This is a genomic window from Agarivorans sp. B2Z047 (assembly GCF_023373605.1).
Lineage (GTDB): Bacteria > Pseudomonadota > Gammaproteobacteria > Enterobacterales > Celerinatantimonadaceae > Agarivorans > Agarivorans albus.
In genome coordinates this window covers 4060726-4082561 of sequence record NZ_CP088080.1, presented here as the reverse complement: position 1 = coordinate 4082561, position 21836 = coordinate 4060726, and the positions used below count along the sequence as shown (strand labels likewise).

Genomic DNA, 21836 nt, shown 5'->3' with positions numbered 1-21836 from the left:
AAGAAAAATAGACTTAGCTCCAATTGCTGCAGGTTTTTGCAGTAAAAATGTCCAGTTTTTGCTGCTAATTGTTTTTTACGTCAAAAAGAAATTGTCTGACCTTATGAGGATTGCATGATGAAATATCGTCAATTAGGAGAGTCAAATTTACGAGTAAGCGAAATTTGCTTAGGAACAATGACTTGGGGAGAGCAAAACTCTCGTGATCAGGCTTTTGATCAACTTGATTACGCTTTGGCGCATGGGGTTAATTTTATTGATACAGCTGAAATGTACCCAGTGCCACCTCAACAAAGTACCCAAGGTGACACCGAGACTATCATTGGCGACTACTTAACACGGCGAAAATGCAGAGATGAGCTGATATTAGCCTCAAAGGTTGCTGCGCCTTCTAAATCAGATCGCGGTGGTTACATCCGTCAAGATATGCGGCTTACATGGAATGGCATCCATCAAGCATTAGAAGACTCTTTAAATCGATTACAAACCGATTACCTTGATCTTTATCAAGTGCACTGGCCAGATCGTGCAACCAACTTTTTTGGCCAGTTAAACTATCAGCATCAAGAAGGCGCTGATCAGACGCCTATCATAGAAACACTTGAAGCCTTAGCTGATCTTGTGAATTCGGGAAAGGTTCGCTACCTGGGGATCTCTAATGAAACACCATGGGGAGCAATGCGTTATGTTCATTTAGCAGAGAAGCATAACTTGCCGAAGATCGTCTCGATCCAGAACCCTTACAATTTGCTTAATCGTAGCTTTGAAGTTGCCTTAGCGGAAGTGTCGCACCGCGAGAATATTCCTTTATTAGCCTATTCCCCATTAGCATTTGGTGCACTAACTGGGAAGTATTTGCATGATCAATGGCCCGAAGGTGCAAGACTCACCTTATATAAGCGTTTTGCTCGCTATGGCGCAGAAGCTCAACAAGCGATTCAACATTATGTAGATTTAGCGCGTGAATTTGAATTAAGTCCTGCCCAGTTAGCCTTGGCATTTGTCAATCAGCGTAGCTTTGTGGGAGCCAATATCATTGGTGCCACCAACCTTGAACAGCTCAAAGAAAATCTGAGTAGTACTAAAGTGTTAATGTCTGATCAGTTGGAGCAGAGAATTCAAGAGCTAGGTGATAAATTTAGGATACCTTGTCCCTAATGCGTGAATCTATGATCAAAGAAGATCGTTCTAAAAGCCTTAGGCAATTACTAGAGCAGGTAAGTGCTTGTCGTTTGTGTGAGAAACAGCTTGAGCCACGCCCAGTGGTGCAGGCTAGTGTTCACTCAAAGATATTGATTATTGGTCAAGCTCCCGGAATAAAAGTGCACAAAAGTGGCGTGCCTTGGGATGACGCCAGTGGAAAGCGTTTAAGACAATGGTTGGGGCTAGAACCAGAGACATTTTATGATGCAGAAACGGTGGCTATTGTACCTTCGGCTTTTTGTTACCCTGGTAAAGGCAAGCAGGGAGACTTGCCGCCACCAAAACTGTGTTTTGATACCTGGCATCAACAAATCATCGAACAGCTCAACAAGGTTGAGCTTACTTTGTTAATTGGCCAATACGCCCAAGCTCTTTATTTGCCCACAGATACAAAAACTACGCTAAGCGAAAATGTTGGTAATTATCAGCATTACGCATCCCAAGGTATATGGCCTTTACCTCATCCTTCACCGCGCAATCGCCATTGGTTTGCTAAGCATCCATGGTTTGAGCAAGACTTAGTACCTAAACTGCAAAACCAGATCAAGCAGTTATTAAGCTAGTTGCTAGAGCTACGCTCATCTAACCATTGTTTAGGAGACATATTCGTGTTGGCTCTAAATGCTCGAGTGAAGCCAGATACACTTTGATAACCCACTTCCGAAGCAACCCAAGTAATTGGTTTTCCACGTTTTAGCAGCTGTTTGGCTTGGTTGATTTTCCATTCAACTAAATAGTCGCCAGGCGAACAGCCGATAGTCTGCTTAAAGCTTTCAATAAAACTAGTGCGCGACATAGCCGCTTGTTCTGCTAGCCAATCAACGGAGTGCTCGAAAGCCGTTTGCTTATGTAAAGCCGCTAAGGCGAGCGATAGTTTGGGGTGCAATAAGCCGGCAATTAAGCCGGAGTGTTTGTTTTGTTGGTTAATACTGTGGCGTAGTAATAAGGTGACGAGGACTTCCACTAACTTGTCCATTATCACTAACGAGCCCTGGTCAGTCTCAAAGGCTTCGCTAAAGAGCAACTCTATAGTGCGGGCAAATTGAGCATGTTGACTAAGCGATAGCACAATTTGCTCTGGCAAGGCATTCGCTAGCGCACTGTGATTGGCATTGTCATATCGAATAGTGGCACACACAAGTTCTGCTGGCTGTTGCTCATCCACAATAAGTCGATGGGCTTGCGGTTGGGGGAAAAAAATTAAACTTGGTGCAACTACATTTAACAGTTGCTGCTTGCTTTGAATACTTAAACTGCCAGATCGCAATACATGAATGTGTCCAACAAGCTCGTCACCTGTAGCTACATCAGATAAGCCACATAATTGCCCTGAATAAAAAACACCAGCGCTGATTGAAAACTGTCTGAGTAGGCTAGAAAGTTGGTCCATTTTAGTTATTCCGTACTTTTTGCACTAATTGCTGAACGATTGTATCCCAACAGACCGGAGCTAGCCGTTAATGTTTCATTGTCGCTTAGCACACTATTATTTGGAGAATGAAAATGAATACACTAAAAGCAATTATTCGTACCAGCGCACTTGCCACTTCCCTAGCTGTTAGTAGCTTTAGCTTTGCTGCCGATGTGGGTATGAGCGTAGACGCCAATGATTTAGCTATTAAGGGCTATGATCCAGTTGCCTACTTTGTCAGTGGTCAGCCAACCCAAGGTAACAATAGTTATACCGCCACTCATAATAATGCTATCTACCATTTTGCATCAGCAGACAATCGTGATGCATTTAAAGCTGACCCTGCTAAGTACGCGCCTCAATACGGTGGTTATTGTGCTTTTGGCGTAGCCATGGAGAAGAAGTTTGATACCGACCCAACAGCATGGAAAATTGTCGATGGGAAGCTTTACCTTAACCTTGATAAAAAGGTCCAGCAGCGTTGGTTAGAAAACACCGGTGAATTGATTGTGGACGCCAACCAGAATTGGCCAGAAATAAAAGCCGTAGATGCCGCTAAACTTTAATTGCATCTATTACTATCTCATCAAATAGGGCTGCCTACTTGGTGAGATAGTACTGTTGGTACAAGTCTTCGATAAGTGTGGCCAACTTAAAGTCACGTTCACTTACTCCGCCTAATTCGTGGGTAGTTAATGAAATATCTACCTTGTTATAGCAGTTGGACCAATCTGGATGATGGTTTTGCTGCTCAGCGTAATCAGCTACTCTTCCCATAAATTCAAAGGCTTGTACAAAGTTCTTAAACCGATAAGAGTTTACGATAAAGTTATCTTGGTACTGCCAACTCGGTAGGTGTTTTAAGGCTAAGTGAATAGCTGGTTGGCTTAGTGCATGCTCACTCATAATTACCTCTAACTTGTTTGATTACCTATAAGATTAGTTTAGCGAGAGCGTGAAGTCAGTTTTACTAGCATTGGCAACAAATACACGGGTAGCTGGATCGCCCCCATATAAATCATGTATTCAATCCCTAAAAAGCTACCAGTAATACTATAGGTGAGCAAAACATTACGATTAGTGGCAGTTACTCCGCTAATTATGGCGAGATCTTTTCCTTTATTGAGGTACAACAAAAAGCTGGCGACAAAGGCAATGAAACATGCAGCACTGGCAATTGCTAAATACTCTAACGCAACAGCTGGGCTGGTGTCATACACTTCGCGAAATGCTCCCATTAGGCCCAAGGGGAAAAAAAACACCAATACTATGGTTACCGGCCGGATCTGAATAAGTGCTTTGTCGATCAGCTGTTGCTTGAGCAGATTGTGCAGTAACAAACTGATAATAATAGGTAATATGATAAAAATTGCTAAACGTTGGCCATAAACCTGCATGTCTAGTTGTAATTGCTGGTTATGACTAAAGTGGCTAAACAGATGACTATTAAGCAGTAATACACCAGGCATTAATAAGGTAGAGGCAATTGTCATGGCCATACAGCGTTGAGCATCTAAGCCTATCGAGCGAACAATCGCAGGGCTGGCAAACAGAGAGCCAGTAGCGCAAGTGGCTGCAATGGCTAAATAGAGTTGGCTACTAACATTGAAAAACCAAGCAATTAGCATGATCAAAGCGGTTAAACCAAGCGTATGCCAAATTGCGTAAAGCCAAATTGATGTTTGCGCTAAGTCTTTAACTAAGGTTTTGATGTTCAAACTTACGATGGTAAATAGCATTAAAGCAAAAAGTACCGCCGGTAAAAAAGGCAGTAAGGCATTAGAGAAGTTAGGCAGCGCAAAGCCGATGAAAACACAGCTGGCTAATAGCTGAGTAGAGTAGCGAGTGATAAACCTTAGCAAGTCCTTGCCCCATTTTGGTTATACGCTGTGCTAGCGCGGTGTTATTTACAGATTGAAACGCAAGTTAGAAACGGATTCAAACAAGTGTTTGAAAAATACTAGCAAAGAGATGTATGATTGCAAATGCTACATTTGGCCAATTGTTATTCATGGGCCGAGTATGGGATGCTAATCTGAAATCTATTGCGCGTCGAGTTACTCGTCGGGCTTGCAACACTGTTAAAGGTAACATGAACCAATTAGCGAAGTTTCAACTTCGTTAACTACATAATAACTATAAAATAAAGGAACGTTTGATGAGTAAACCGACTAATAACGCATCTAGCTATCATCAGCTGGAACACTACCAAGTATCGAATTTGCTTTATCAGTTTATTAATCAGGATGTTTTGCCAAACTCTGGTGTTGAGCAAGACAGCTTTTGGTCTGGGCTAGAAGCCTATTTAGATCACTTCATTACTAAAAACCAAGATTTGTTGGCCAAGCGTGATAGCTTACAAAGCCAAATTGACCAATGGCACCAGCAGCATCCAGCCCCCATCGATGCCCAAGCTTACCAGCAGTTTCTACAAGATATTAATTATCTGGTTAAAGCGCCTGAGCAAGTTAGCCTTGCTACATCAAAAGTAGACCGTGAACTAGCTCTATTAGCAGGCCCACAGTTAGTGGTACCAGTAATGAATGCTCGCTATGCCTTAAATGCTGCTAACGCTCGTTGGGGTAGTTTGTATGATGCACTCTATGGTACCGATGTGATTGAGCAAAGTGGTGAGCTTGCCCCCGGATCCGTCTATAACCCTGCGCGCGGAGAAGCAGTTATTGCTTATGGCCGCGCATTACTTGATGAACATTGCCCTTTAGCTCATGGCAGCCATGCTGATGCAACCAAATACAGTGTGCTTTCTGGTGGTTTATTGGTTGGCCTTAAAGACGGTTCGAATACCACCTTGGAAGAAGCCTCTCACCTTGCTGGCTACCAAGGAGATGCTGAGCAGCCTTCGGCGATTTTATTGCAACACCATGGGCTACATATTGAAATCCAGTTTGATGAAGAACACCAAATTGGCGCACAAGACAGTGCCAATGTAAAAGACATTGTATTGGAGTCAGCACTTACCACCATTATGGATTGTGAAGACTCTATTGCCGCGGTAGACGCCGAAGATAAAGTGGAAGTTTACAAAAACTGGCTAGGTTTAATGTGCGGAACATTGAATGAAAGCTTAACTAAAAACGGCAAACAGATTACTCGCTCGCTAGCGCCTAACCGCCAATACATTAACACCCAAGGCCACGGCTTTAGCTTAAGTGGACGCTCGTTAATGTTTGTTCGCAACGTGGGTCACCTGATGACCAACAACCTAATGTTAGACGCCAAGGGCAATGAAGTTCCAGAAGGTTTACTTGATGCCGTGTTTACTAGCCTCATCGCTAAACATGACTTGCTTGGAAATAGCCCTTATCGCAACTCCCGCGAAGGGTCGATTTACATTGTTAAACCTAAGATGCATGGCCCAGAAGAGGTTGCGTTTAGTAATCAAATTTTTTCAGCCGTTGAAGAGCTTATCGGTCTCACAGCTAACACCATTAAATTGGGCATAATGGATGAAGAACGCCGCACTAGTGTTAATTTAAAAGCGTGTATAGCAGAAGCTCATCAGCGAGTAATATTCATTAACACTGGCTTCTTAGATAGAACTGGGGATGAAATTCACACTAGCATGGCTGCCGGCGCTATGGTGCCAAAAGGTGATATAAAAGAAAGCGTGTGGATTAAAGCGTATGAACTTAACAACGTTCAAGCTGGCCTTGCCTGTGGTTTGCACGGCAAAGCACAAATAGGTAAAGGTATGTGGGCCATGCCCGAGATGATGGCAGCTATGATGCAGGCTAAACAAGCTCATCCAGAAAGCGGCGCTAGCACGGCCTGGGTTCCTTCACCCACTGCGGCAACGCTGCATGCGATGCATTATCACCAGGTAAATGTATCGAGTATTCAAAATCAACTATTAGAGGCACTAAGTAGTGATGGTCAGCGCTACTTAGATGACTTATTAACGCCGCCATTAGCGGCTGATATAGCTTGGACTGAGCAGCAACTTATTGCAGAACTAGATAACAACATCCAAGGCATTCTTGGTTACGTTGTTCGCTGGGTAGAGCAGGGGGTTGGCTGTTCTAAGGTGCCAGATATTAATGGCGTAGGTTTAATGGAAGATCGCGCTACCTTGCGTATATCTAGTCAGCACGTGGCAAACTGGTTAAAACACAATATTGTGAGTGAAGAGCTAGTGAAGCAGCGTTTTGAAGTGATTGCCGCATTGGTCGATGAACAAAACAGTGGCGACCCAGCCTATCTGAATATGGCAGGAAATGTCGCTACCAGTTGTGCCTATCAAGCCGCCCTAGATTTGGTGTTTAAAGGTTGTGAGCAACCTAGTGGTTATACCGAGCCATTATTACACGCATGGCGTCGAGAGTTTAAGTCCCGATAGGGTAAACATTTTCATTATTAATAAGCACCTTAATAGGTGCTTTTTTTGTATGATTTTGATATTAAACAATAAAATCAGGTGCTTAAGTAATGTAATCCTTGATTAAATTAGGTAGTCTTTTGTCCGCACCAAAGCTGCATGATTGAGCTTGGTATGCGAAGTGGATACTTAAATTTTTAAAGGATTAAAATCTTGTTACTACGACTGATATTTGCAGTAGTTGTGTTGTCTCTTACGGCATGTTCTACGATAAAAACCAAACCATTAGATGCTAATGAGTCTCTATCTTTAGCGGATAAGAGCCTCGTTTATACCCGTTATAGTGCGCTTCCTGATTTTGCTGCACAAACTGCCGCAAATGTGCAGTTTGGCTTATTGGGGTTGGCTTCTGCTATTTCTTCAGGCAATGCCATGATTGTAAACAATCAAATTGAAGACCCTGCTCTGGATATTGCACGTGAATTAGCCAGCGGCCTAAGTGATAGCTATAAAGTAAAGGTGGTGGATGATGAATCTAAATCAGTAACCATTCCTGAATTACCTAACATCATCGAGTTGTACTCTGATTATGACTACATTCTTGATGTTCGCACCCTATCTTGGAGCTCTATATATTACACCAGTGACTGGGACAATTATCGTGTGAGTTATCAGGTACATGCTCGACTTATCGACCGTGAAAAGGGAATCGTTATTGCTGAAGAAGCTTGTAACAATATGCCTGAGTATGCAGATACTGAGCAAGGACCTTCTTATGTCGAACTGGAAAGTGGTGAAGGGCTTAAGCGTGAGCTTGCTCGTTCAGTAGAGTTTTGTGTAGAACATATTCGCAATATGGCGCGTTTGCGCGATGAGACAAATGCAAACAGTGTTAAAGCTACCGCTGCTGAAGGTCAGACAAATACCAAAACCCTTTAAAGTTCGATACTTGCTACTAAAGCCTCTTTGTTAAGAGGCTTTTTTTGTTAAAAATCTAAGCCAATACCAATCACTAGGCGATAGTCATTTTTTTCCGGTGTTATGTCGTCTGAGTCTGCTGTGGGCGACTCGGTGTAATCCCAAATAAAGTCGATGTCTAAATCTAGATCGTCGGTGATATCAATGGCTAGATTAAGTAGGTTGTGGTGTTGGTAACCACCGGTCTTTTTCTGCGACAAGGTCATTTGGTAGTCATGAGTCAATTCAATGTCTTTGGTGATGTCTATTTTGAAGTTAGAACCAAAAGACAAACCCATACTGCTTTCTTTGTTAGAACTGCCTTCGGTAACTTCTTCAAAACGGGTTTGCTGCCATGAAGGACCAACAGACAACTCCCATTTTTTGTCATCATCGTCCACTGCGATATAACCCACTTGCGAGGCCAATTGGCTTTGCAGCTTTATATTCTTTAATGGTGCGTGATAGAAATCAGCTAATATAGGGCGAAAGAACCAATCGTGGTGTTTATATAAATCGTGAGAAAGGGTAACGCGGTGATTGCGTGCGGTGGTTTCATCATTCGACTCTGAGATCACCCCAAGATAAGTAATAATTGTGCGATTAAGTGCCGTTTTTCGTTCACTATTTAGCTTGCCGTTTATCTCTAGGGTATTGGTATTCCCGCTGGCAACATTGGCGCTTAAGGTCGCTTTGTTCTCCCAGCGATCGGCTTCTCGTTCGGCTACTCGGTACACCGATATAACGTCTTGGCGCGAGGCATAATGGGTGTCTTTTCCAATGATGGTTACGCCATCTTTATCTACCATTAAACGGCCACGTACTACCCCTAAGCCGCGCAAATTTACTTGAAACCATTTGGTAGTGCGTAGCCGTTGAATATCGTCAATATCAATGTTTAGATCGCCTAACTCATCGCTATCGAATAGCACGTCTTTTTGATAAAGCTCTTCTAAGTCTCCTTGAATAACTTCACCAGAATCTAATTGAATCCAGTCTTTGTCTTCATCCAAATCTAGTGCACTAAAGTAGTCTTGTTGAAATTGTTCGGTTATTGAGTTGGGCGTCTGCTCGGCCTCGGGAAGAGAGGTTTCTGCTGCTAACGCTAGGCTATGGCTAGAGCTTATTAACAATACAACAACTAAAAGGCGCATTAAGTGGTGGCTCCTTCATCAGACATTTAATGACAGTATTTTGATATTAGCGGCTTTTAAAGCAATTCGGAATAAACGCTTGAAAATATAAGGTGTTTTGTTTAGCCAAGTACACTTTATACTCAGCTAAACATAGCAAATTGCTTACTTTACTTGAGCACTGCGCATCCACTCGCGATACTCATCTGCTCCGTCTTCTCCTTCAGCTGGAGACCAAGGCGCAAAATCTTCTGCGGGAGTGGGCACATAGGCGCCTTCTTTAATCTCTAGGCCGACTGTTCCAGCTTGCATACAAGCATATCCATGCCAAACATTAGGTGGAACTTCGATAGCTCGGTTTGTTTCTGGTGACAAACTGTGGCGCTCGGTAACTTCGCCTTGCTCATTAAATATTAGTAAGTCGAGTTGTCCTTTTAGCACTAAAAATAGTTCCCATTTGTGGGCTTCACTATGGCGGTGCGGACGCATGTAGGTATCGGGCTCTGTAGCAATAAACAAGCGTTGCACACCTGCGTCTAAGGTTTCGTGTAAATTGTGATGGCAGCGCTGGCGTGGAGCTGCTTTAGCCTTGTCGCTAAAGTCTGAAAAGTCCTTGTTGTTGATGATCTTCAACATTAACTAGAGTCCTATAAATGAGCGTATTCGATTAAGTCAAGGTTATAAGTCCAGATGGTGGCATATTTTTGCTGACTCAACAAACGCGGATTATCAGTGTAAGGTGATAATTCATTCCCACTATTGGTTAAGGAATTCGCTATGAGCAAAATGACAGGGCGTTGTTTATGTGGAAAAGTGAGTTATCACGTTGAGCAACTTGAGCCTCGAATGGGGCATTGTCATTGCAGTATGTGCAGAAAGTTTCATGGGGCTGCTTTTGCAACCTACGGTGAAGCTAAAACCGAGAACTTTCGCTGGACAAGCGGTTTGGAATACTTAAAGAAATTCACCGCTGAGAATGGCACTGTAAGACAATTTTGCAGTGAGTGTGGCTCAAGCTTAAGCTTTGCTCCCGCCAATGATGATGGCCGTTTTATAGAGTTTAGCTTGGCTACTCTTGATAATGACATAAAGCTAAAACCAGACGCACATATCTTTGTAGCTTATAAAGCTAACTGGTTCGATATTTGCGATAACTTACCGCAACACCAAGAAGGGCGTGAGTAGGTGTTAGGTTTTAGCCTTAAGCTTTTGCAAATATTGATAAGGTGTTACACCACGTAAGCGTTTAAAGGCGCGGCAAAAACTTTGCTCATTGCTATAAGATAAACGCTGGGCAATGTTATTAATGTCGTAGCCCTTAAATAGATACTGTACCGCTTCGTTACATAATACGTTGGCTGTCATGGCTGAAAAATTCCAGCCATGGGCCAATAAGCGGCGTTGTAATTGTTGACGCGATATACTCAAGCAGTCGGCCAAAAAGTCTACGTTCGGGCGTCCGTAATAGCGGGAAAAGTTTATTAGTGAATATAATGATTTAACCGTGTCGTGAGGCTGAGGAATATTAATGTATTCATCGAGCTGAGCGTCATTTAAGCGCAGTGGAGCATGCCTCTCCCACTGGCTATTTTCGTCTAAATGGGTGACAGAAGCATTAAGCCATACTTCGGTTTGAGCACTACTTTGTTTAACCTTGCAGCCAAAAAATGCTTCCAGTTGTTTAAGTTCTGCGGCTGGGCCAGTTAGGTTAACTTGCAAAGGCGTGAACTCCTCACCTAAGTAATAACGCAACATGTTGAACATCATAATTGCCATACGCAGGCTATCATGCAGGCGCGCTTGGTGGCTTGCATAGGGGTTATTGTATGCCCATTTTACAATATTTCCTGACTGCAACCCGCTCAATGAGCAACCTGACTGTAGCATCGAACAACCATAGTTAATACGGCGAAATGTCACTACAAAATCAGGTGTGTGGTAAACCCATTTGTTAAACAGTTCTACATTTTCAAAACCAATATACGGGGTAAGCTTAAGCATAAAAAGTGGGTCTTGGCTTAAGTGTTCGGCTTGCTCTAACCAGCGATTGGCGATGTTTATGGGGATAAGTGTGAGAGGTTCTTCAAGCAAAGCCGAAGGAATGCCAAGATCGTCGGGCTTAATCGCATACTCTGCGTATAAGCCATTGAGCAAGGGCTTAATGAAGTTAAGCCGAACAAACCCAATATCAAATTCTTTCATCGTATTTACTATTCTCATTGTTTACACTTTACGTCAATAGGTGCCATAAAATGGTCACTTCTATCTATTGGTGGCATCTTCTCATATTCTTTTACTCATTACCTTGGTTTTTGTTTCGCTCTTTAAAGGTGTTTCTGTGGCTATAACTTGCAGCTGGGGAGGTGGAGCTTCGTTGTTAGGGTAAGGGGTTTGTTGTTGGGTTCTTGAATCAGCTTTGACGCTTTTAACACTTGCGGTTAGGCTGGATAAGCACTCCTGTCTTCACCCTTGGATACTATGAAGCCTATTGATATTCTGTTTGCCTTAATCGTAGCCACTATTTGGGGAGTGAACTTCTCAGTAATTAAGTTGGGTTTAGCGGAGCTTCCACCAGTATTGTTCTCTGCTTTGCGTTTTGCCATTGTGGCAATACCTGCGGTGTTCTTTGTACCTTTTCCTAAAACAGCGGTGCGCAACGTAGTCGCCGTGGGCGTGTTTCTGGGAGTGATCAAGTTTAGCTTACTGTTTGTGGCCATGCAGGTTGGGGCATCGGCTGGTTTGTCGTCCTTGCTATTGCAAGCACAAGTGATGTTCACAATTTTGCTCAGCTTTATTTGGTTTAAAGAAACAATTACCACTTACCAGCTAGCGGGAATAAGCTTGTCTAGCCTTGGTTTTGCGCTGTTTTTTGGCTTGAGCTCCGAAAATCTCAGTTTGATAAGCTTGCTGTTGTTACTTTTGGCGGCCTTGTCTTGGGCCGTTTCTAACTTGTTTATGAAGCAGGCGAAAGGCGTTAATGTGCTGCATTTTATGGTGTGGGTGAGTCTGATTCCTCCCTTACCTTTGTTGGCTTTTTCATATTTATTTGAAACCAATACGCCTTATCAGTTGCTAGTAAGTGCTCAAACTTCAACTTGGTTAGCTTTAGCTTATGTCGGGTTTATTTCTACCTTACTTGCTTTTGCAATTTGGGGGCATCTACTGGCTAAGTATAGCGCCGCTGCTGTAACACCTTTTGCTCTGTTGGTGCCTGTAGTGGGAATGTTGACTGCCAACCTAGTCTTTGATGAGAGCTTAACTCACTTGGAATGGCTTGCTGCAGGCTTAGTCTTATTGGGTTTGATATGTTGTGTCTTTGGCCAAAACTTGCATAAGTTTTTAGCAAATAGCCCAAGCAAGTCAATTTGATATTGTAAGCCTAGGGCTCACGCTCTACAGTAGCGGGAGTAATGAAAGAGTATTAATTATGTCGGAATTTAAAGAACTCAATAAGCGCAGTGCAAATGCCTATGCTCAGCAGCGAAACTTAATTAAGCAAGTATTGGCAGGCAAAGCTAAGCAGTGTGAGCATTGTAAGCAGCCTTTGACGGTGGTGTTACCTGGGCAAGAAAAAGCCCCCGGCGTTTATTGCGCCAAGGGCTGTACGTCGATCGAACTAGAGCTAAGTTTACCTAAATAATACCAATCGTACTAAGTAACGGTTCATGCTATCTGGTTAAAATACTCGATAACTGCGTTAGAATTTTTGATTGTAGAATATCTACTTGTCGAAAAATTCCGCCTTATTCTCGAGTATTTTTCCTGCGTTATTTCTGATCACTGAGTTAGTGTGATTGGTATAACTAATCGCGTGGTGCTTGGCGACGATCTTGCTCTAGAAATTTTAGGCTTTCTTCAATTGCCACTTTGGTTTTTTCAACCAATTGTTCCCGTTCTGCGTCGCTAATTGCACTTAGTACATCCACGTCATGACGAATATAACGTGGTGGTAAACGATTGAGCACTAAGCAACATAAATCTTGCAGAGTATCTAGGTCACAGCGCTTATGGATCTCTAAGGCATGAATTTGTTCACCTAGTAGGAACTCAGTAAAATTATGAATTTCCTCTGATAAGCGCATTATCTTTCCCTCAAGTAAATGTATACATTCAGGTTATATAAGAAAAGCCAGAGTCGCCACTCTCTAGCTGTTTAATCTTATTGATGTTGAACCGGATTCACATTTAAGGCGTCATTATACAAGGCTTCGTATTGCCAAACAGACTCCTTCCAATGGAATCGAGACAGCATTGCGCGATGGCGCATCGCCTGAAACTCTTCCGGATGTTCTAAATAAAGTAACAGGGCCCGGCGCAAAATGTTTAGCAAATCGGCTGGCTCCGGATCATAGAAGATATGCCCGGTGGCGTTTTCTGCATCTTCATCGTAATCGCTTACCGTGTCTCTTAGGCCGCCAACGCCACGCACAATCGGCAAGGTGCCATAGGCTAGGCTGTACATTTGATTTAGGCCACATGGTTCAAACAGCGAAGGCATTAAGAAGAAGTCTGCGCCAGCTTCCACTAAATGGGCCATTTCATTGCTATATGCATGAATAAACCGCAGTTTATCTGGCCATTGCTTTTGCATTGACTCAAGCTCAGCCACGATGCCGCTATCACCAGTGCCAACTATCACCACTTGTACATTGTGACGTAAAAACTGTTGTAGGGCAGGTAGCAACAGGTAAAAGCCTTTTTGCTCGGTTAAGCGACATACCATGCCAAAAATTGGCACGTTTAGCTGGGCTAAATCTGTTTCAACTTGAAGTTCTTGGCGACAAACAGCTTTACCACTCATATCAGCGGCAGAGTAGTTTGTTGGAATATACTTGTCGGTTGCTGGGTCCCAGTCGGAGTATTCACAACCGTTTAATATGCCTACCAAATCGCTGCGGCGCTGCTCAAAATAGTCACAAAGGCCGTGTGAGCCTAAACGTGTGAGTAATTCCTGAGCGTAGTTTGGGCTTACCGCATTGATTTTGTCGGCAAAGCGAATGCCAGCTTTAAGCAAGTTAATGCAGTTATAGCCATCAAGTATTTGATCAACTAAGCCATCGGCTAAGCCTTCTAAAAGCTGGAACTGGTGCTTCTCAAAAATGCCTTGGAAGGCTGCATTATGGATAGTAAGTACTGATTTGCTGTTACAGAAAAATGGGTGATGAGCAAATTTTTGCTTGAGCAAGTAAGGTATAAGCGCAGTGTGCCAGTCATTACAATGGAAAATGTCTGGTTTAAACTCAAGGGCTTCGGCCACTTGGAAAACTGCACGAGAGAAGAAGGTAAAGCGTTCGCCGTTGTCATCGTAGGCAAACTCACCTTCGCTGTACAATTGGTCCCGCTCAAAATAGTCATTTTGCTGAATTAAGTAAACGGGCACATCTTCGAGCATCAGCTTGAAGACTGCGTAATCAATATCTTGGCAACCATGGCTAGTTTGAAGGCTAAGGTCGAGAATTTTCTCGGCTTCATCATGACGATTTATAGTTTTATAAAACGGCATAATAATTCTTACGTCTTGGCCATGTTCCTTCAGAGCCAGCGGTAAGGCTTTAGCAACGTCGGCTAAGCCACCTGTTTTAGCTAAGCTTTCTACTTCAGAAGCTACAAACAGAATCTTGACAGGATGGGCTGTCACAGAGCACTCCTTAACGATTAAGGCACCGAAGGGTGCCTTATGTGAAACAATATTAGAGTAATTGCTTATTTGTTTTCAAGGCAATTTGTAGCTTAAAAGCCTACCTTGGCGTTTTTCGGTATCACAACAATCCCTTCTGGGGATACCGTAAAGCGCTTGCGATCTTCCTCGAGGTTCTCACCAATAATAGTGCCCGGTGCAATTTCAGCGTTTTTATCGATGATAGTACGGCGGATCTGACAACCTTCACCAATTCTACAATTACCAATAAGCACCGATTCGCTAACTACTGAACCTGGACGTACGTGGCTTCTAAAACCAAATACACTGCGGTTAACTTCTGAGCCCAAAATAAAGCTACCAGCAGAAATTAGTGATTGGCTAACGCTGACCTTTTTGTCGCCAACATCTTTAAATGTGGCCGGTGGTAACGGTGGGTAGTGGGTATGTAGTGGAAACTTGGGGTTATATAGTGAGAATGGTGGTTCTTCATCTAACAAGTCCATGTGGGCTGCCCAATAAGCATCTAGGGTACCTACATCACGCCAGTAGCCACTTACCGTTTCGCCAGGAATGGTATTTTGGGTGAAGTCATAAGCAAATACTTTTCCTTTAGGGTAAAGCTTTGGAATGATGTCGTGGCCAAAATCGTGGGTTGAACTGTCTTCTTTGGCATCGTCGTATAAGGCTTCTAATAGGGTTTTACGTTCAAATACGTAGTTACCCATAGAAGCAAGAACGTGGTCAGGGTCGCCAGGAATCGTTTTAGGGTTCACTTTAGGTTTTTCTTCAAAACCTATCATGCGGCCCTCTTCATCTACTTCAATAATGCCAAATTGATCGGCTTGTTCTTTGGGTACTTTAATCGCCGCTACAGTAAGTGCAGCCTCTTTGCGGCGGTGTTCATCTACCATTTGGCGTACGTCCATTTTGTAGATATGGTCGCTGCCAAAAATACATACATGCTCAGGTTCGTTAATTTCAATGAAGCGGGCATTTTGGTAAATAGCATCCGCTGTGCCGTCGTACCAACGTTTGCCGACTCGCATCTGCGCTGGAACCGCATCAATAAAGCGATCGGTAATACCTGATAGGTGCCAAGCTTGGCGCAAGTGAATGTTTAACGATTGCGATTTAAACTGAGTTAGCACGTAGATTTTTAAGAAGTCAGAGTTAACAAAGTTATTTAAGGCAAAGTCGATCAGCCTGTAACTTCCTCCAAACGGAACCGCTGGCTTGGTGCGGCTATCGGTGAGTGGATAAAGGCGAGTACCTTCACCACCAGCGAGGATCATTGTAAGAATTCCTGCCATGAGACTTTGTACCTCTGTAATTGTGTCAGTTTCGTGAAATCGTTTTCAAAGTGGCTCGGCTTAGTTTCCAGATATTTACCTTAATGTAAATAGCAGAAACTGGGTTTTAGTAATTCCACATTAAAAAAAGTTCTTTCTATACACAACAACGCAAAATCTTGAATTTTTTGTTGTCGAGTACACTTTCAAAGCGGGAGAAGTGCTGCTTTATTAGTGCTTCGTATTGTAAGAAACTATTGGCGACTAACCACAGTTCACCGTTGGCGTTTAAGTGCTGTTTTGCTTGAGCAAGAAACCTCTCGGTGGTTTCATATTGGGTATCAATTCCAGCATGAAAAGGCGGATTGCTTACAATAAAATCGAAGCGCTGTTTCACCTCGCTTAAACCATCCGAAGCAATTACCGTTCCAGTGAGTTGATTTTCTTGCAGAGTAGCCTTACTGCTTGCAATGGCATATGCACTCACATCGAGCAGGCTTATGTCTACATTGTGTAACAGGGCCTGGCTTGCACCAATAATGCCCGCACCACACCCAAAGTCGAGCACGCTGCCATGCAAAGTGGGCAGGTGCTCCAATAACATTTGGCTGCCTTCATCGAGTTTTCCATGATTAAATACCCCAGGAAGGGACTTTACTTTAAGTGAAGCATTAGGAAGTGCTACCTCAAAGCTGTTTTGCCATTGGCTAGCATCAAACTGTGGTGCAGCTTGATTGAGCACGCCAAAATAGAGCCCACAACGGCGTGCACTGTCGATTTTTTTTACTTTAATACCAAATTCCGCCAGCAGCTTTTCGCAACTTTTTACGCCGCCGCGGTTTTCGCCCACTACAAATATCTCGGCGCCAACTTCAAGCTGCGGCAAAATGCAGGCAAATAAATAGGCGGCTTCTTGTTTGGCTTTAGGCATAAATAGCAGCAAAGCATTGCTGTTGATGGCTAAACTTGGTGCTGCGCTAAATTGACTGGAGAGCTTGCCGTTTGCTTGCTTCGCAAAATATTGATGGTGGCCAAAATGACTACAACATACCTGCAACGAAGCCACCTGTTCCAACAAGTTCAACGGGTAGTTATCTGCTAACTGGCCAGCCACTACAAGATGTTGTTGAGAGAACAGGTCATCATGGCGAGCGAGAACTTGGCTAGTGGCGTGTGGAGAGGTATTCATAATCTGGCTTGGTTGGGGCGTGGTTGCCCGCAATAATAAAAAGTTTTAAGGGAAAAGGCTATCTCATGAGAACTTATGCGGATTTATTTTTCAGGTTACTTGACTTTTACCGCGTGCTAAGGAAACTAGCTAGCAAGAATTTTGATTGTTAAGGACAACACCTTGTTGCCATTTTCTTTAGAATTGAAGAAGTATAAACGGCCCGAATTAAAACGCGGGTGGTTAACGGCTGGGTGTAACTAAATCGAAAAAACGTTTTTGAACCCGGCCACTGTGACCGGGTTTTTTTATTTTTGAAGTAAGTGATGGAGCGGGCATGTTTAAAGGATCGATAGTAGCGTTGGTTACTCCCTTTATTGAAGGTGAAGTTGATTATGCAGCGATTCGCGAGTTAGTTGAGTGGCATATTGGCCAAGGTACTCACGGTATTGTGCCTGTAGGTACAACTGGTGAAAGCCCAACCTTAACTCACGATGAGCATATTGCTGTAGTTAAAGCGGTGGTAGAGCAGGCAAAAGGGCGAGTGCCTGTTATTGCTGGTGCTGGTTCAAACAACCCAATCGAAGCCATCGAATATACTAAGGCTGCTCAACAAGCTGGCGCCGATGCAACCTTGCATGTGGCGGGATATTACAATCGTCCAAATCAAGATGGCTTGTTCCAACACTTTAAAATGTTGCACGATGCCACCGACATCCCCATTGTTTTATACAATATTCCACCACGCGCAGTGGTAGATTTAAGCCCTAGCACTATTGCTAAGCTGGCGCAGTTACCACGCATTGTTGGTGTTAAAGATGCAACTGGCGATTTATCTCGCCCATTGTTTGAACGCCAATTAATTGAGCAAGATTTTTGCTGGTTAAGTGGTGAAGATGCCACTGCAGTATCTTACAACGTGAGTGGTGGCCAAGGCTGTATTTCGGTTACTGCCAATGTAGCGCCAAAACTGTGTGCTCAAATGCAACAAGCCACTCTAGACGGTGATTACGCTAAAGCCAGTGAGATTCAAGATAAGTTGATTCCTTTGCACCAAGCGATGTTTGCCGAGCCTAGCCCTGCAGGTGCTAAATACGCGATGTCTTTGTTGAATAAATGCCAAGCAGAATGCCGTTTGCCGGTGACTGAATTGTCAGAGTCAACCAAGACCCGTATCCGCAATGTGATGCAGAACTTAGAACTCATTTAGTAATAATATAATTATTGATAAGGCCGAGCTTGCTCGGCCTTTTTATTTACTTAGCGTTTATTCAACTACCGCTTTCCCTCGCTTAAGCTAAGCCCCTGATTTAACTCTGCTATACTGATAATCACGCAAACTTCAGGGACGTAGTAGTGGCAGAAATAGATCTGGTGAGTTTTTTTCATGGCATTGTAGAAGCCGATAGTGGGTATTGGTTACTGCAGCCTGATAACGGCCAAGTGTCGGTGCGCTACCCCTGGCAAGATGGTCGTTCTGAGCAGCTTAGCCTAGAGCAATGGCTGGAACGAATTGACGTACGTTGTCGCGCTGCCTTTCAACAAGCCTTACATACCAGTCTGCAAAGCCAACAAGCCTTTTTTTGTCACTATTGCCACAGCGATGATGAGTGGTTACGCATTCACGGAATGCCAGTTGAAATTCAACAGCAGCAGTATTTATTGACGAGTGTATTGCCCTTAACCATGCCAGTGATAAACGACGAAGCTAAACTGCGTGACCCGCAAAGCGGTTTGCTTTCTGCCTCTTTGTTTCGAGAACTGCTGATTCAAGCCATGCGCTTAAGCCAACGTAATCACGAGCCCTTTGCCATTCTCACCTTGCATTATGCCAGCAATGATAGCTCTTTAGTCTGCGCTATTGTTGCTAAAGTTTTGCAAGAACAGTTGCGCCGTTCAGACAGCATTGCCCAGTTTAAAGAAGGTGAATTAATCGCTTTATTGTATGGCACCAGCAGGGGAGCGGTAAGCACCGTTGCCAGTAAGCTTAGTAGTGAGTTACAAAGGCAGCTTGAGGGAGTGGCCTTAGACAGTTTAAAAATGGGATGGGCTTATTACCCAGAGCACGGTGACAATGTTGACACGTTATTGGCCCATCGATTAGACGCAGTGGAAGCACTGCGCCTTTCTTAGGCCAAGGCAAGAATGCTCCTAGCTTTATCGCCTGTAGGAGCTCGTCTCTATGTTTTATTTAGCTTGCTGCACCACGGTGGTACTGCTTTTCAGCATATCTAAATACAGGTCTTGGTAGTCATCGGGAGTGATGATGAAACCATTGGCATCACTAAAGGTGCCACCCTGACCTGTTTCTGCGATGCCTCTACTATCAAGGTATTTAGCCATAAAGTAATCTTGTTGCGAGCTTGCTAATTCGCCATCTATTAAGGCCAGTTCTAGGCCTTCAAGATCTTGAATAGATAGTTCAATAGCGCTGCTCTCTAAAAGAGGTTGCTGCGCTTTTGGCTGGGCATAAATACTTTGATAGAAGGCGCGGTTATTATTGGTTAGTACTTTTATGTGGCTGCGTTGCAGGGCAAAGTCCTCTTCAGAGAAGCTGCCAGCATTGTCGATACAGAACTTAGCGTTATCGAGTGCGCTAGGGCATTGCTGCTGAATGTCTACACCAGTTATTGGCGCTAACTCAGGTAAACTTACCTCTAGGTTACTATCTTGCTCGTCTATCGCCATTACGCTCTCAAATTGCCAAGAGCTATCATTGCTGATGCCTGAGAATAAACCTAACCAGTGGCTAACCTCGTTGTAGTTAGCGGCAATCGTAAACTCATCAACATCATGATAAAGGGTTTGCCATTGATAACTTTGATTGTTGTGGATTGCCAAGATGGCGCTGCCTTCGTCAAGATCTAGGTTTGCGGCACTTTGCCAATACATTGGCATGAGATCTTGATTGCTCAAACTAGCAGCTACAATTTCATCGTAGTCTTCAGTGTCGTAAACAAAGCTAGGTTCAATAAAGCCATAATAGGCTAGGTCTGTATGTTGGTTGTTGTTGCTGGTGTAAAAAGCGGTAACTAGAGTATCTCGGGCGGCGGGAAGCGGCGAGAGTACCGGAATGTGGGAGGCGATCTCTCTGCCCGATACCGCATCCGCAGAATAGCTAGTTTGGTAGTAACTTACGCCACTTTCTTGAAGTACTGTTAATGCTGCCGAATCGGCTGTATCACTGATTGAACGGTAGTCTTTGCCCTTGTAGCACTCGCTGCCAGTTTGCGCTGAGCGTACATTTAACACCTTGTGGCTTAGCAGGTCTTTTTCCACACTAAACATGTATACGTCTGGGTTACCGCTTAAATTGCTATCAACCTCTTCCAAAGATACATAGCCGTCATCTGGCACTAAGCCACTATCAATGGACACAATGCCGCTGCTAGGAACATCTATTGCTGGAATAGTGTGTTCATCAATAATCGAACCATCTGCGTTGTGGAACAAAACATTGTATCCAGCATTAGCGACCGACGCGGTAATTACTCGGCTGGGATCGCTTTCTGAAGTGCCATAAATAATACAGCCCGATTTTACATCGCTCTCTTTTAGAGTATGCAATTGGATTATTTGCCAATTGTACTTAGGGGTACTCGGAGTAGAAGGTGAGCTGTCACCTCCTCCGCAGCCACTTAACACAAGGGTGGCAACCAAACTGGGTAACAAAGCTTTATTCACTTAAAAGTCCTCAAACTGCGAGTCAAAATATTGATATTGCTGTATACAAAGCAATTATCAAGCCTTTTTGTCTACTTTGTGGTTTTAAATACTGGTATTTATATATTTTTTAGAATTAGTTGCTGGTTGATGGCTGCTAACTTTGGTACTTAGCTAAGTAAAAGTGTGTTGGATAAGGCATTTCTGCATGATGATTGTTTAGTGGCTCTCATGTTTATTTTATATTTGTTTGATGGTTGTTTGGGGTGTGCTAGATGTTACAAACAAGGATGTATCTATGGGGCTTGGTAGTATTGTGCCCGCTGTTTACTAGTGCTAAGCAACTTATAGAGATTAAAGTTGGCGGTTACGATTATCCGCCCTATGTCATTCACGACATATCCACCAACCGTTATAGCGGCGTTACCTTAGATATATTAAGGGCGCTCAATCATCTTCAAGATGAGTATTCGTTTCGCTTTGTTTCCACCTCACGCCACCACCGCCATGCCGCATTCTCGCGGCAACGCTTTGAGCTGATCCTATTTGAAAATCTAGAGTGGGGTTGGCAGCAGCTCAATGTACAACAAAGCCTTCCTCTGGTGTTAGACAGAAACTTATTACTCACTCACCAGCAGCATGATTATGAGCAAGATGGCCTGTTTGTGCCTGAGCATAATTACAGCGTGGTGTTGTTTGATGAATTACATCAGCGTGAGCATTTATCAGATGAAGGGTTCGCAGTAAGTACCTGTTCCCATGTGATGAATTGTATAAAAATGGTGTTAAAGCGTCGGGTAGATTTTGCCATGGTTAACGAAAGCTATTACCTGCCACTTACTCGCCAAAGACCTAGTTTATTAAGCTCACTTAAGTTGGTCGATAATTTTAGCCCAGTATATAGCCTGCATGCTCTCGTGCGCGATGAGTCATCGCTCACCATTGAACAGCTAAATGTGTATTTGCAGCAGTTAAGCTTGTCGGGAGAATTGCAGAAAATAATGAGTAAGTATCAGTTGGCGCTTGCCAATTAGC

22 protein-coding genes are annotated in these 21836 nt (G+C 43.5%); 11 read left to right on the top strand and 11 right to left on the bottom strand.

Annotated features, from left to right (window positions below):
* Positions 1-117 precede the first annotated feature (117 nt).
* Together LQZ07_RS18690 and LQZ07_RS18685 are read left to right on the top strand one after the other, a co-directional pair.
* Positions 118-1158, top strand: a complete 1041-nt coding sequence (locus LQZ07_RS18690; RefSeq protein ID WP_152781948.1) for an NADP(H)-dependent aldo-keto reductase — start codon at positions 118-120, stop codon at positions 1156-1158.
* Positions 1158-1766, top strand: coding sequence for a uracil-DNA glycosylase family protein (locus tag LQZ07_RS18685; protein ID WP_152781946.1), 609 nt, complete (start codon positions 1158-1160; stop codon positions 1764-1766). The genes LQZ07_RS18690 and LQZ07_RS18685 overlap by 1 nt, the downstream gene beginning before the upstream one ends.
* Here LQZ07_RS18685 and LQZ07_RS18680 read toward each other — a convergent pair.
* The gene (locus LQZ07_RS18680; RefSeq protein ID WP_152781944.1) at positions 1763-2593 is read right to left on the bottom strand and encodes an AraC family transcriptional regulator; all 831 of its coding nucleotides are present in this window, start codon (positions 2591-2593) and stop codon (positions 1763-1765) included. The genes LQZ07_RS18685 and LQZ07_RS18680 overlap by 4 nt on opposite strands.
* A 113-nt stretch (positions 2594-2706) precedes the next feature.
* On the opposite strand from LQZ07_RS18680, the gene LQZ07_RS18675 reads away from it, so the two are divergent.
* Positions 2707-3180 (top strand): YHS domain-containing (seleno)protein, encoded by a 474-nt coding sequence (locus tag LQZ07_RS18675; protein ID WP_016402936.1) that lies wholly within the window; start codon positions 2707-2709, stop codon positions 3178-3180.
* 34 nt (positions 3181-3214) lie between these two features.
* On the opposite strand, the gene LQZ07_RS18670 is transcribed toward LQZ07_RS18675, so the two are convergent.
* Together LQZ07_RS18670 and LQZ07_RS18665 are read right to left on the bottom strand one after the other, a co-directional pair.
* On the bottom strand, positions 3215-3520 hold the full coding sequence (locus LQZ07_RS18670; RefSeq protein ID WP_152781942.1) for a 4a-hydroxytetrahydrobiopterin dehydratase: 306 nt from the start codon (positions 3518-3520) through the stop codon (positions 3215-3217).
* A 38-nt stretch (positions 3521-3558) separates the two neighbouring features.
* Positions 3559-4476, bottom strand: a complete 918-nt coding sequence (locus LQZ07_RS18665; protein WP_227981260.1) for a hypothetical protein — start codon at positions 4474-4476, stop codon at positions 3559-3561.
* A 296-nt stretch (positions 4477-4772) separates the two neighbouring features.
* On the opposite strand from LQZ07_RS18665, the gene LQZ07_RS18660 reads away from it, so the two are divergent.
* Positions 4773-6971: a malate synthase G gene (locus tag LQZ07_RS18660; RefSeq protein ID WP_152781940.1), complete on the top strand. Its 2199-nt coding sequence runs from the start codon at positions 4773-4775 to the stop codon at positions 6969-6971.
* A gap of 192 nt (positions 6972-7163) precedes the next feature.
* Positions 7164-7889 carry a hypothetical protein gene (locus LQZ07_RS18655; protein WP_016402931.1) on the top strand — a complete coding sequence of 242 codons (726 nt, stop codon included), beginning with the start codon at positions 7164-7166 and terminating at the stop codon, positions 7887-7889.
* A gap of 47 nt (positions 7890-7936) precedes the next feature.
* Here the strand turns inward: LQZ07_RS18655 and LQZ07_RS18650 are convergent, their stop codons facing one another.
* Positions 7937-9061, bottom strand: a complete 1125-nt coding sequence (locus LQZ07_RS18650) for a DUF481 domain-containing protein (protein WP_152781938.1) — start codon at positions 9059-9061, stop codon at positions 7937-7939.
* 144 nt (positions 9062-9205) lie between these two features.
* Positions 9206-9676, bottom strand: coding sequence for a WbuC family cupin fold metalloprotein (locus tag LQZ07_RS18645; RefSeq protein WP_152781936.1), 471 nt, complete (start codon positions 9674-9676; stop codon positions 9206-9208).
* Positions 9677-9817: 141 nt separating this feature from the next.
* Here LQZ07_RS18645 and LQZ07_RS18640 point away from each other — a divergent pair, with 141 nt between their 5' ends.
* Complete coding sequence (locus LQZ07_RS18640) at positions 9818-10225, top strand: GFA family protein (RefSeq protein WP_152781934.1); 408 nt, start codon at positions 9818-9820, stop codon at positions 10223-10225.
* Between the two features lie 3 nt (positions 10226-10228).
* Here the strand turns inward: LQZ07_RS18640 and LQZ07_RS18635 are convergent, their stop codons facing one another.
* A complete protein-coding gene (locus LQZ07_RS18635) occupies positions 10229-11260 on the bottom strand; it encodes an AraC family transcriptional regulator (RefSeq protein ID WP_152781932.1) in 1032 nt (343 codons plus the stop codon).
* A gap of 258 nt (positions 11261-11518) precedes the next feature.
* Between LQZ07_RS18635 and LQZ07_RS18630 the strand changes: the two genes are divergently transcribed.
* Both LQZ07_RS18630 and LQZ07_RS18625 read left to right on the top strand, forming a co-directional pair.
* The gene (locus LQZ07_RS18630) at positions 11519-12409 is read left to right on the top strand and encodes an EamA family transporter (protein ID WP_152781930.1); all 891 of its coding nucleotides are present in this window, start codon (positions 11519-11521) and stop codon (positions 12407-12409) included.
* 58 nt (positions 12410-12467) lie between these two features.
* A complete protein-coding gene (locus tag LQZ07_RS18625) occupies positions 12468-12680 on the top strand; it encodes a hypothetical protein (protein ID WP_016402925.1) in 213 nt (70 codons plus the stop codon).
* Positions 12681-12843: 163 nt separating this feature from the next.
* On the opposite strand, the gene LQZ07_RS18620 is transcribed toward LQZ07_RS18625, so the two are convergent.
* The 4 genes from LQZ07_RS18620 to rsmC form a co-directional block, all read right to left on the bottom strand.
* Positions 12844-13122 carry a late competence development ComFB family protein gene (locus LQZ07_RS18620; protein ID WP_016402924.1) on the bottom strand — a complete coding sequence of 93 codons (279 nt, stop codon included), beginning with the start codon at positions 13120-13122 and terminating at the stop codon, positions 12844-12846.
* A gap of 77 nt (positions 13123-13199) precedes the next feature.
* Positions 13200-14678, bottom strand: coding sequence for a glycogen synthase GlgA (gene glgA, locus LQZ07_RS18615; RefSeq protein ID WP_249483257.1), 1479 nt, complete (start codon positions 14676-14678; stop codon positions 13200-13202).
* Positions 14679-14770: 92 nt separating this feature from the next.
* A complete protein-coding gene (gene glgC / locus LQZ07_RS18610) occupies positions 14771-16012 on the bottom strand; it encodes a glucose-1-phosphate adenylyltransferase (RefSeq protein ID WP_256471422.1) in 1242 nt (413 codons plus the stop codon).
* Between the two features lie 115 nt (positions 16013-16127).
* A complete protein-coding gene (rsmC, locus tag LQZ07_RS18605; RefSeq protein WP_152781928.1) occupies positions 16128-17159 on the bottom strand; it encodes a 16S rRNA (guanine(1207)-N(2))-methyltransferase RsmC in 1032 nt (343 codons plus the stop codon).
* A 316-nt stretch (positions 17160-17475) separates the two neighbouring features.
* Here rsmC and dapA point away from each other — a divergent pair, with 316 nt between their 5' ends.
* The gene (gene dapA / locus LQZ07_RS18600; RefSeq protein WP_152781926.1) at positions 17476-18348 is read left to right on the top strand and encodes a 4-hydroxy-tetrahydrodipicolinate synthase; all 873 of its coding nucleotides are present in this window, start codon (positions 17476-17478) and stop codon (positions 18346-18348) included.
* Between the two features lie 146 nt (positions 18349-18494).
* Complete coding sequence (locus tag LQZ07_RS18595) at positions 18495-19271, top strand: diguanylate cyclase domain-containing protein (RefSeq protein ID WP_152781924.1); 777 nt, start codon at positions 18495-18497, stop codon at positions 19269-19271.
* A 54-nt stretch (positions 19272-19325) separates the two neighbouring features.
* On the opposite strand, the gene LQZ07_RS18590 is transcribed toward LQZ07_RS18595, so the two are convergent.
* The gene (locus LQZ07_RS18590; RefSeq protein WP_152781922.1) at positions 19326-20822 is read right to left on the bottom strand and encodes a hypothetical protein; all 1497 of its coding nucleotides are present in this window, start codon (positions 20820-20822) and stop codon (positions 19326-19328) included.
* 254 nt (positions 20823-21076) lie between these two features.
* On the opposite strand from LQZ07_RS18590, the gene LQZ07_RS18585 reads away from it, so the two are divergent.
* Positions 21077-21835 (top strand): transporter substrate-binding domain-containing protein, encoded by a 759-nt coding sequence (locus LQZ07_RS18585; protein WP_152781920.1) that lies wholly within the window; start codon positions 21077-21079, stop codon positions 21833-21835.
* Position 21836: the final 1 nt, after the last annotated feature.

Coding starts and splice junctions, on each gene's coding strand:
- LQZ07_RS18585 (WP_152781920.1), top strand. CDS start 21,077: ATGTTACAAACAAGGATGTATCTATGGGGCTTGGTAGTATTGTGCCCG.
- LQZ07_RS18670 (WP_152781942.1), bottom strand. CDS start 3,520: ATGAGTGAGCATGCACTAAGCCAACCAGCTATTCACTTAGCCTTAAAA.
- LQZ07_RS18635 (WP_152781932.1), bottom strand. CDS start 11,260: ATGAGAATAGTAAATACGATGAAAGAATTTGATATTGGGTTTGTTCGG.
- LQZ07_RS18625 (WP_016402925.1), top strand. CDS start 12,468: ATGTCGGAATTTAAAGAACTCAATAAGCGCAGTGCAAATGCCTATGCT.
- LQZ07_RS18620 (WP_016402924.1), bottom strand. CDS start 13,122: ATGCGCTTATCAGAGGAAATTCATAATTTTACTGAGTTCCTACTAGGT.
- LQZ07_RS18680 (WP_152781944.1), bottom strand. CDS start 2,593: ATGGACCAACTTTCTAGCCTACTCAGACAGTTTTCAATCAGCGCTGGT.
- LQZ07_RS18675 (WP_016402936.1), top strand. CDS start 2,707: ATGAATACACTAAAAGCAATTATTCGTACCAGCGCACTTGCCACTTCC.
- LQZ07_RS18690 (WP_152781948.1), top strand. CDS start 118: ATGAAATATCGTCAATTAGGAGAGTCAAATTTACGAGTAAGCGAAATT.
- dapA (WP_152781926.1), top strand. CDS start 17,476: ATGTTTAAAGGATCGATAGTAGCGTTGGTTACTCCCTTTATTGAAGGT.
- LQZ07_RS18630 (WP_152781930.1), top strand. CDS start 11,519: ATGAAGCCTATTGATATTCTGTTTGCCTTAATCGTAGCCACTATTTGG.
- LQZ07_RS18640 (WP_152781934.1), top strand. CDS start 9,818: ATGAGCAAAATGACAGGGCGTTGTTTATGTGGAAAAGTGAGTTATCAC.
- LQZ07_RS18645 (WP_152781936.1), bottom strand. CDS start 9,676: ATGTTGAAGATCATCAACAACAAGGACTTTTCAGACTTTAGCGACAAG.
- rsmC (WP_152781928.1), bottom strand. CDS start 17,159: ATGAATACCTCTCCACACGCCACTAGCCAAGTTCTCGCTCGCCATGAT.
- LQZ07_RS18650 (WP_152781938.1), bottom strand. CDS start 9,061: ATGCGCCTTTTAGTTGTTGTATTGTTAATAAGCTCTAGCCATAGCCTA.
- LQZ07_RS18660 (WP_152781940.1), top strand. CDS start 4,773: ATGAGTAAACCGACTAATAACGCATCTAGCTATCATCAGCTGGAACAC.
- LQZ07_RS18685 (WP_152781946.1), top strand. CDS start 1,158: ATGCGTGAATCTATGATCAAAGAAGATCGTTCTAAAAGCCTTAGGCAA.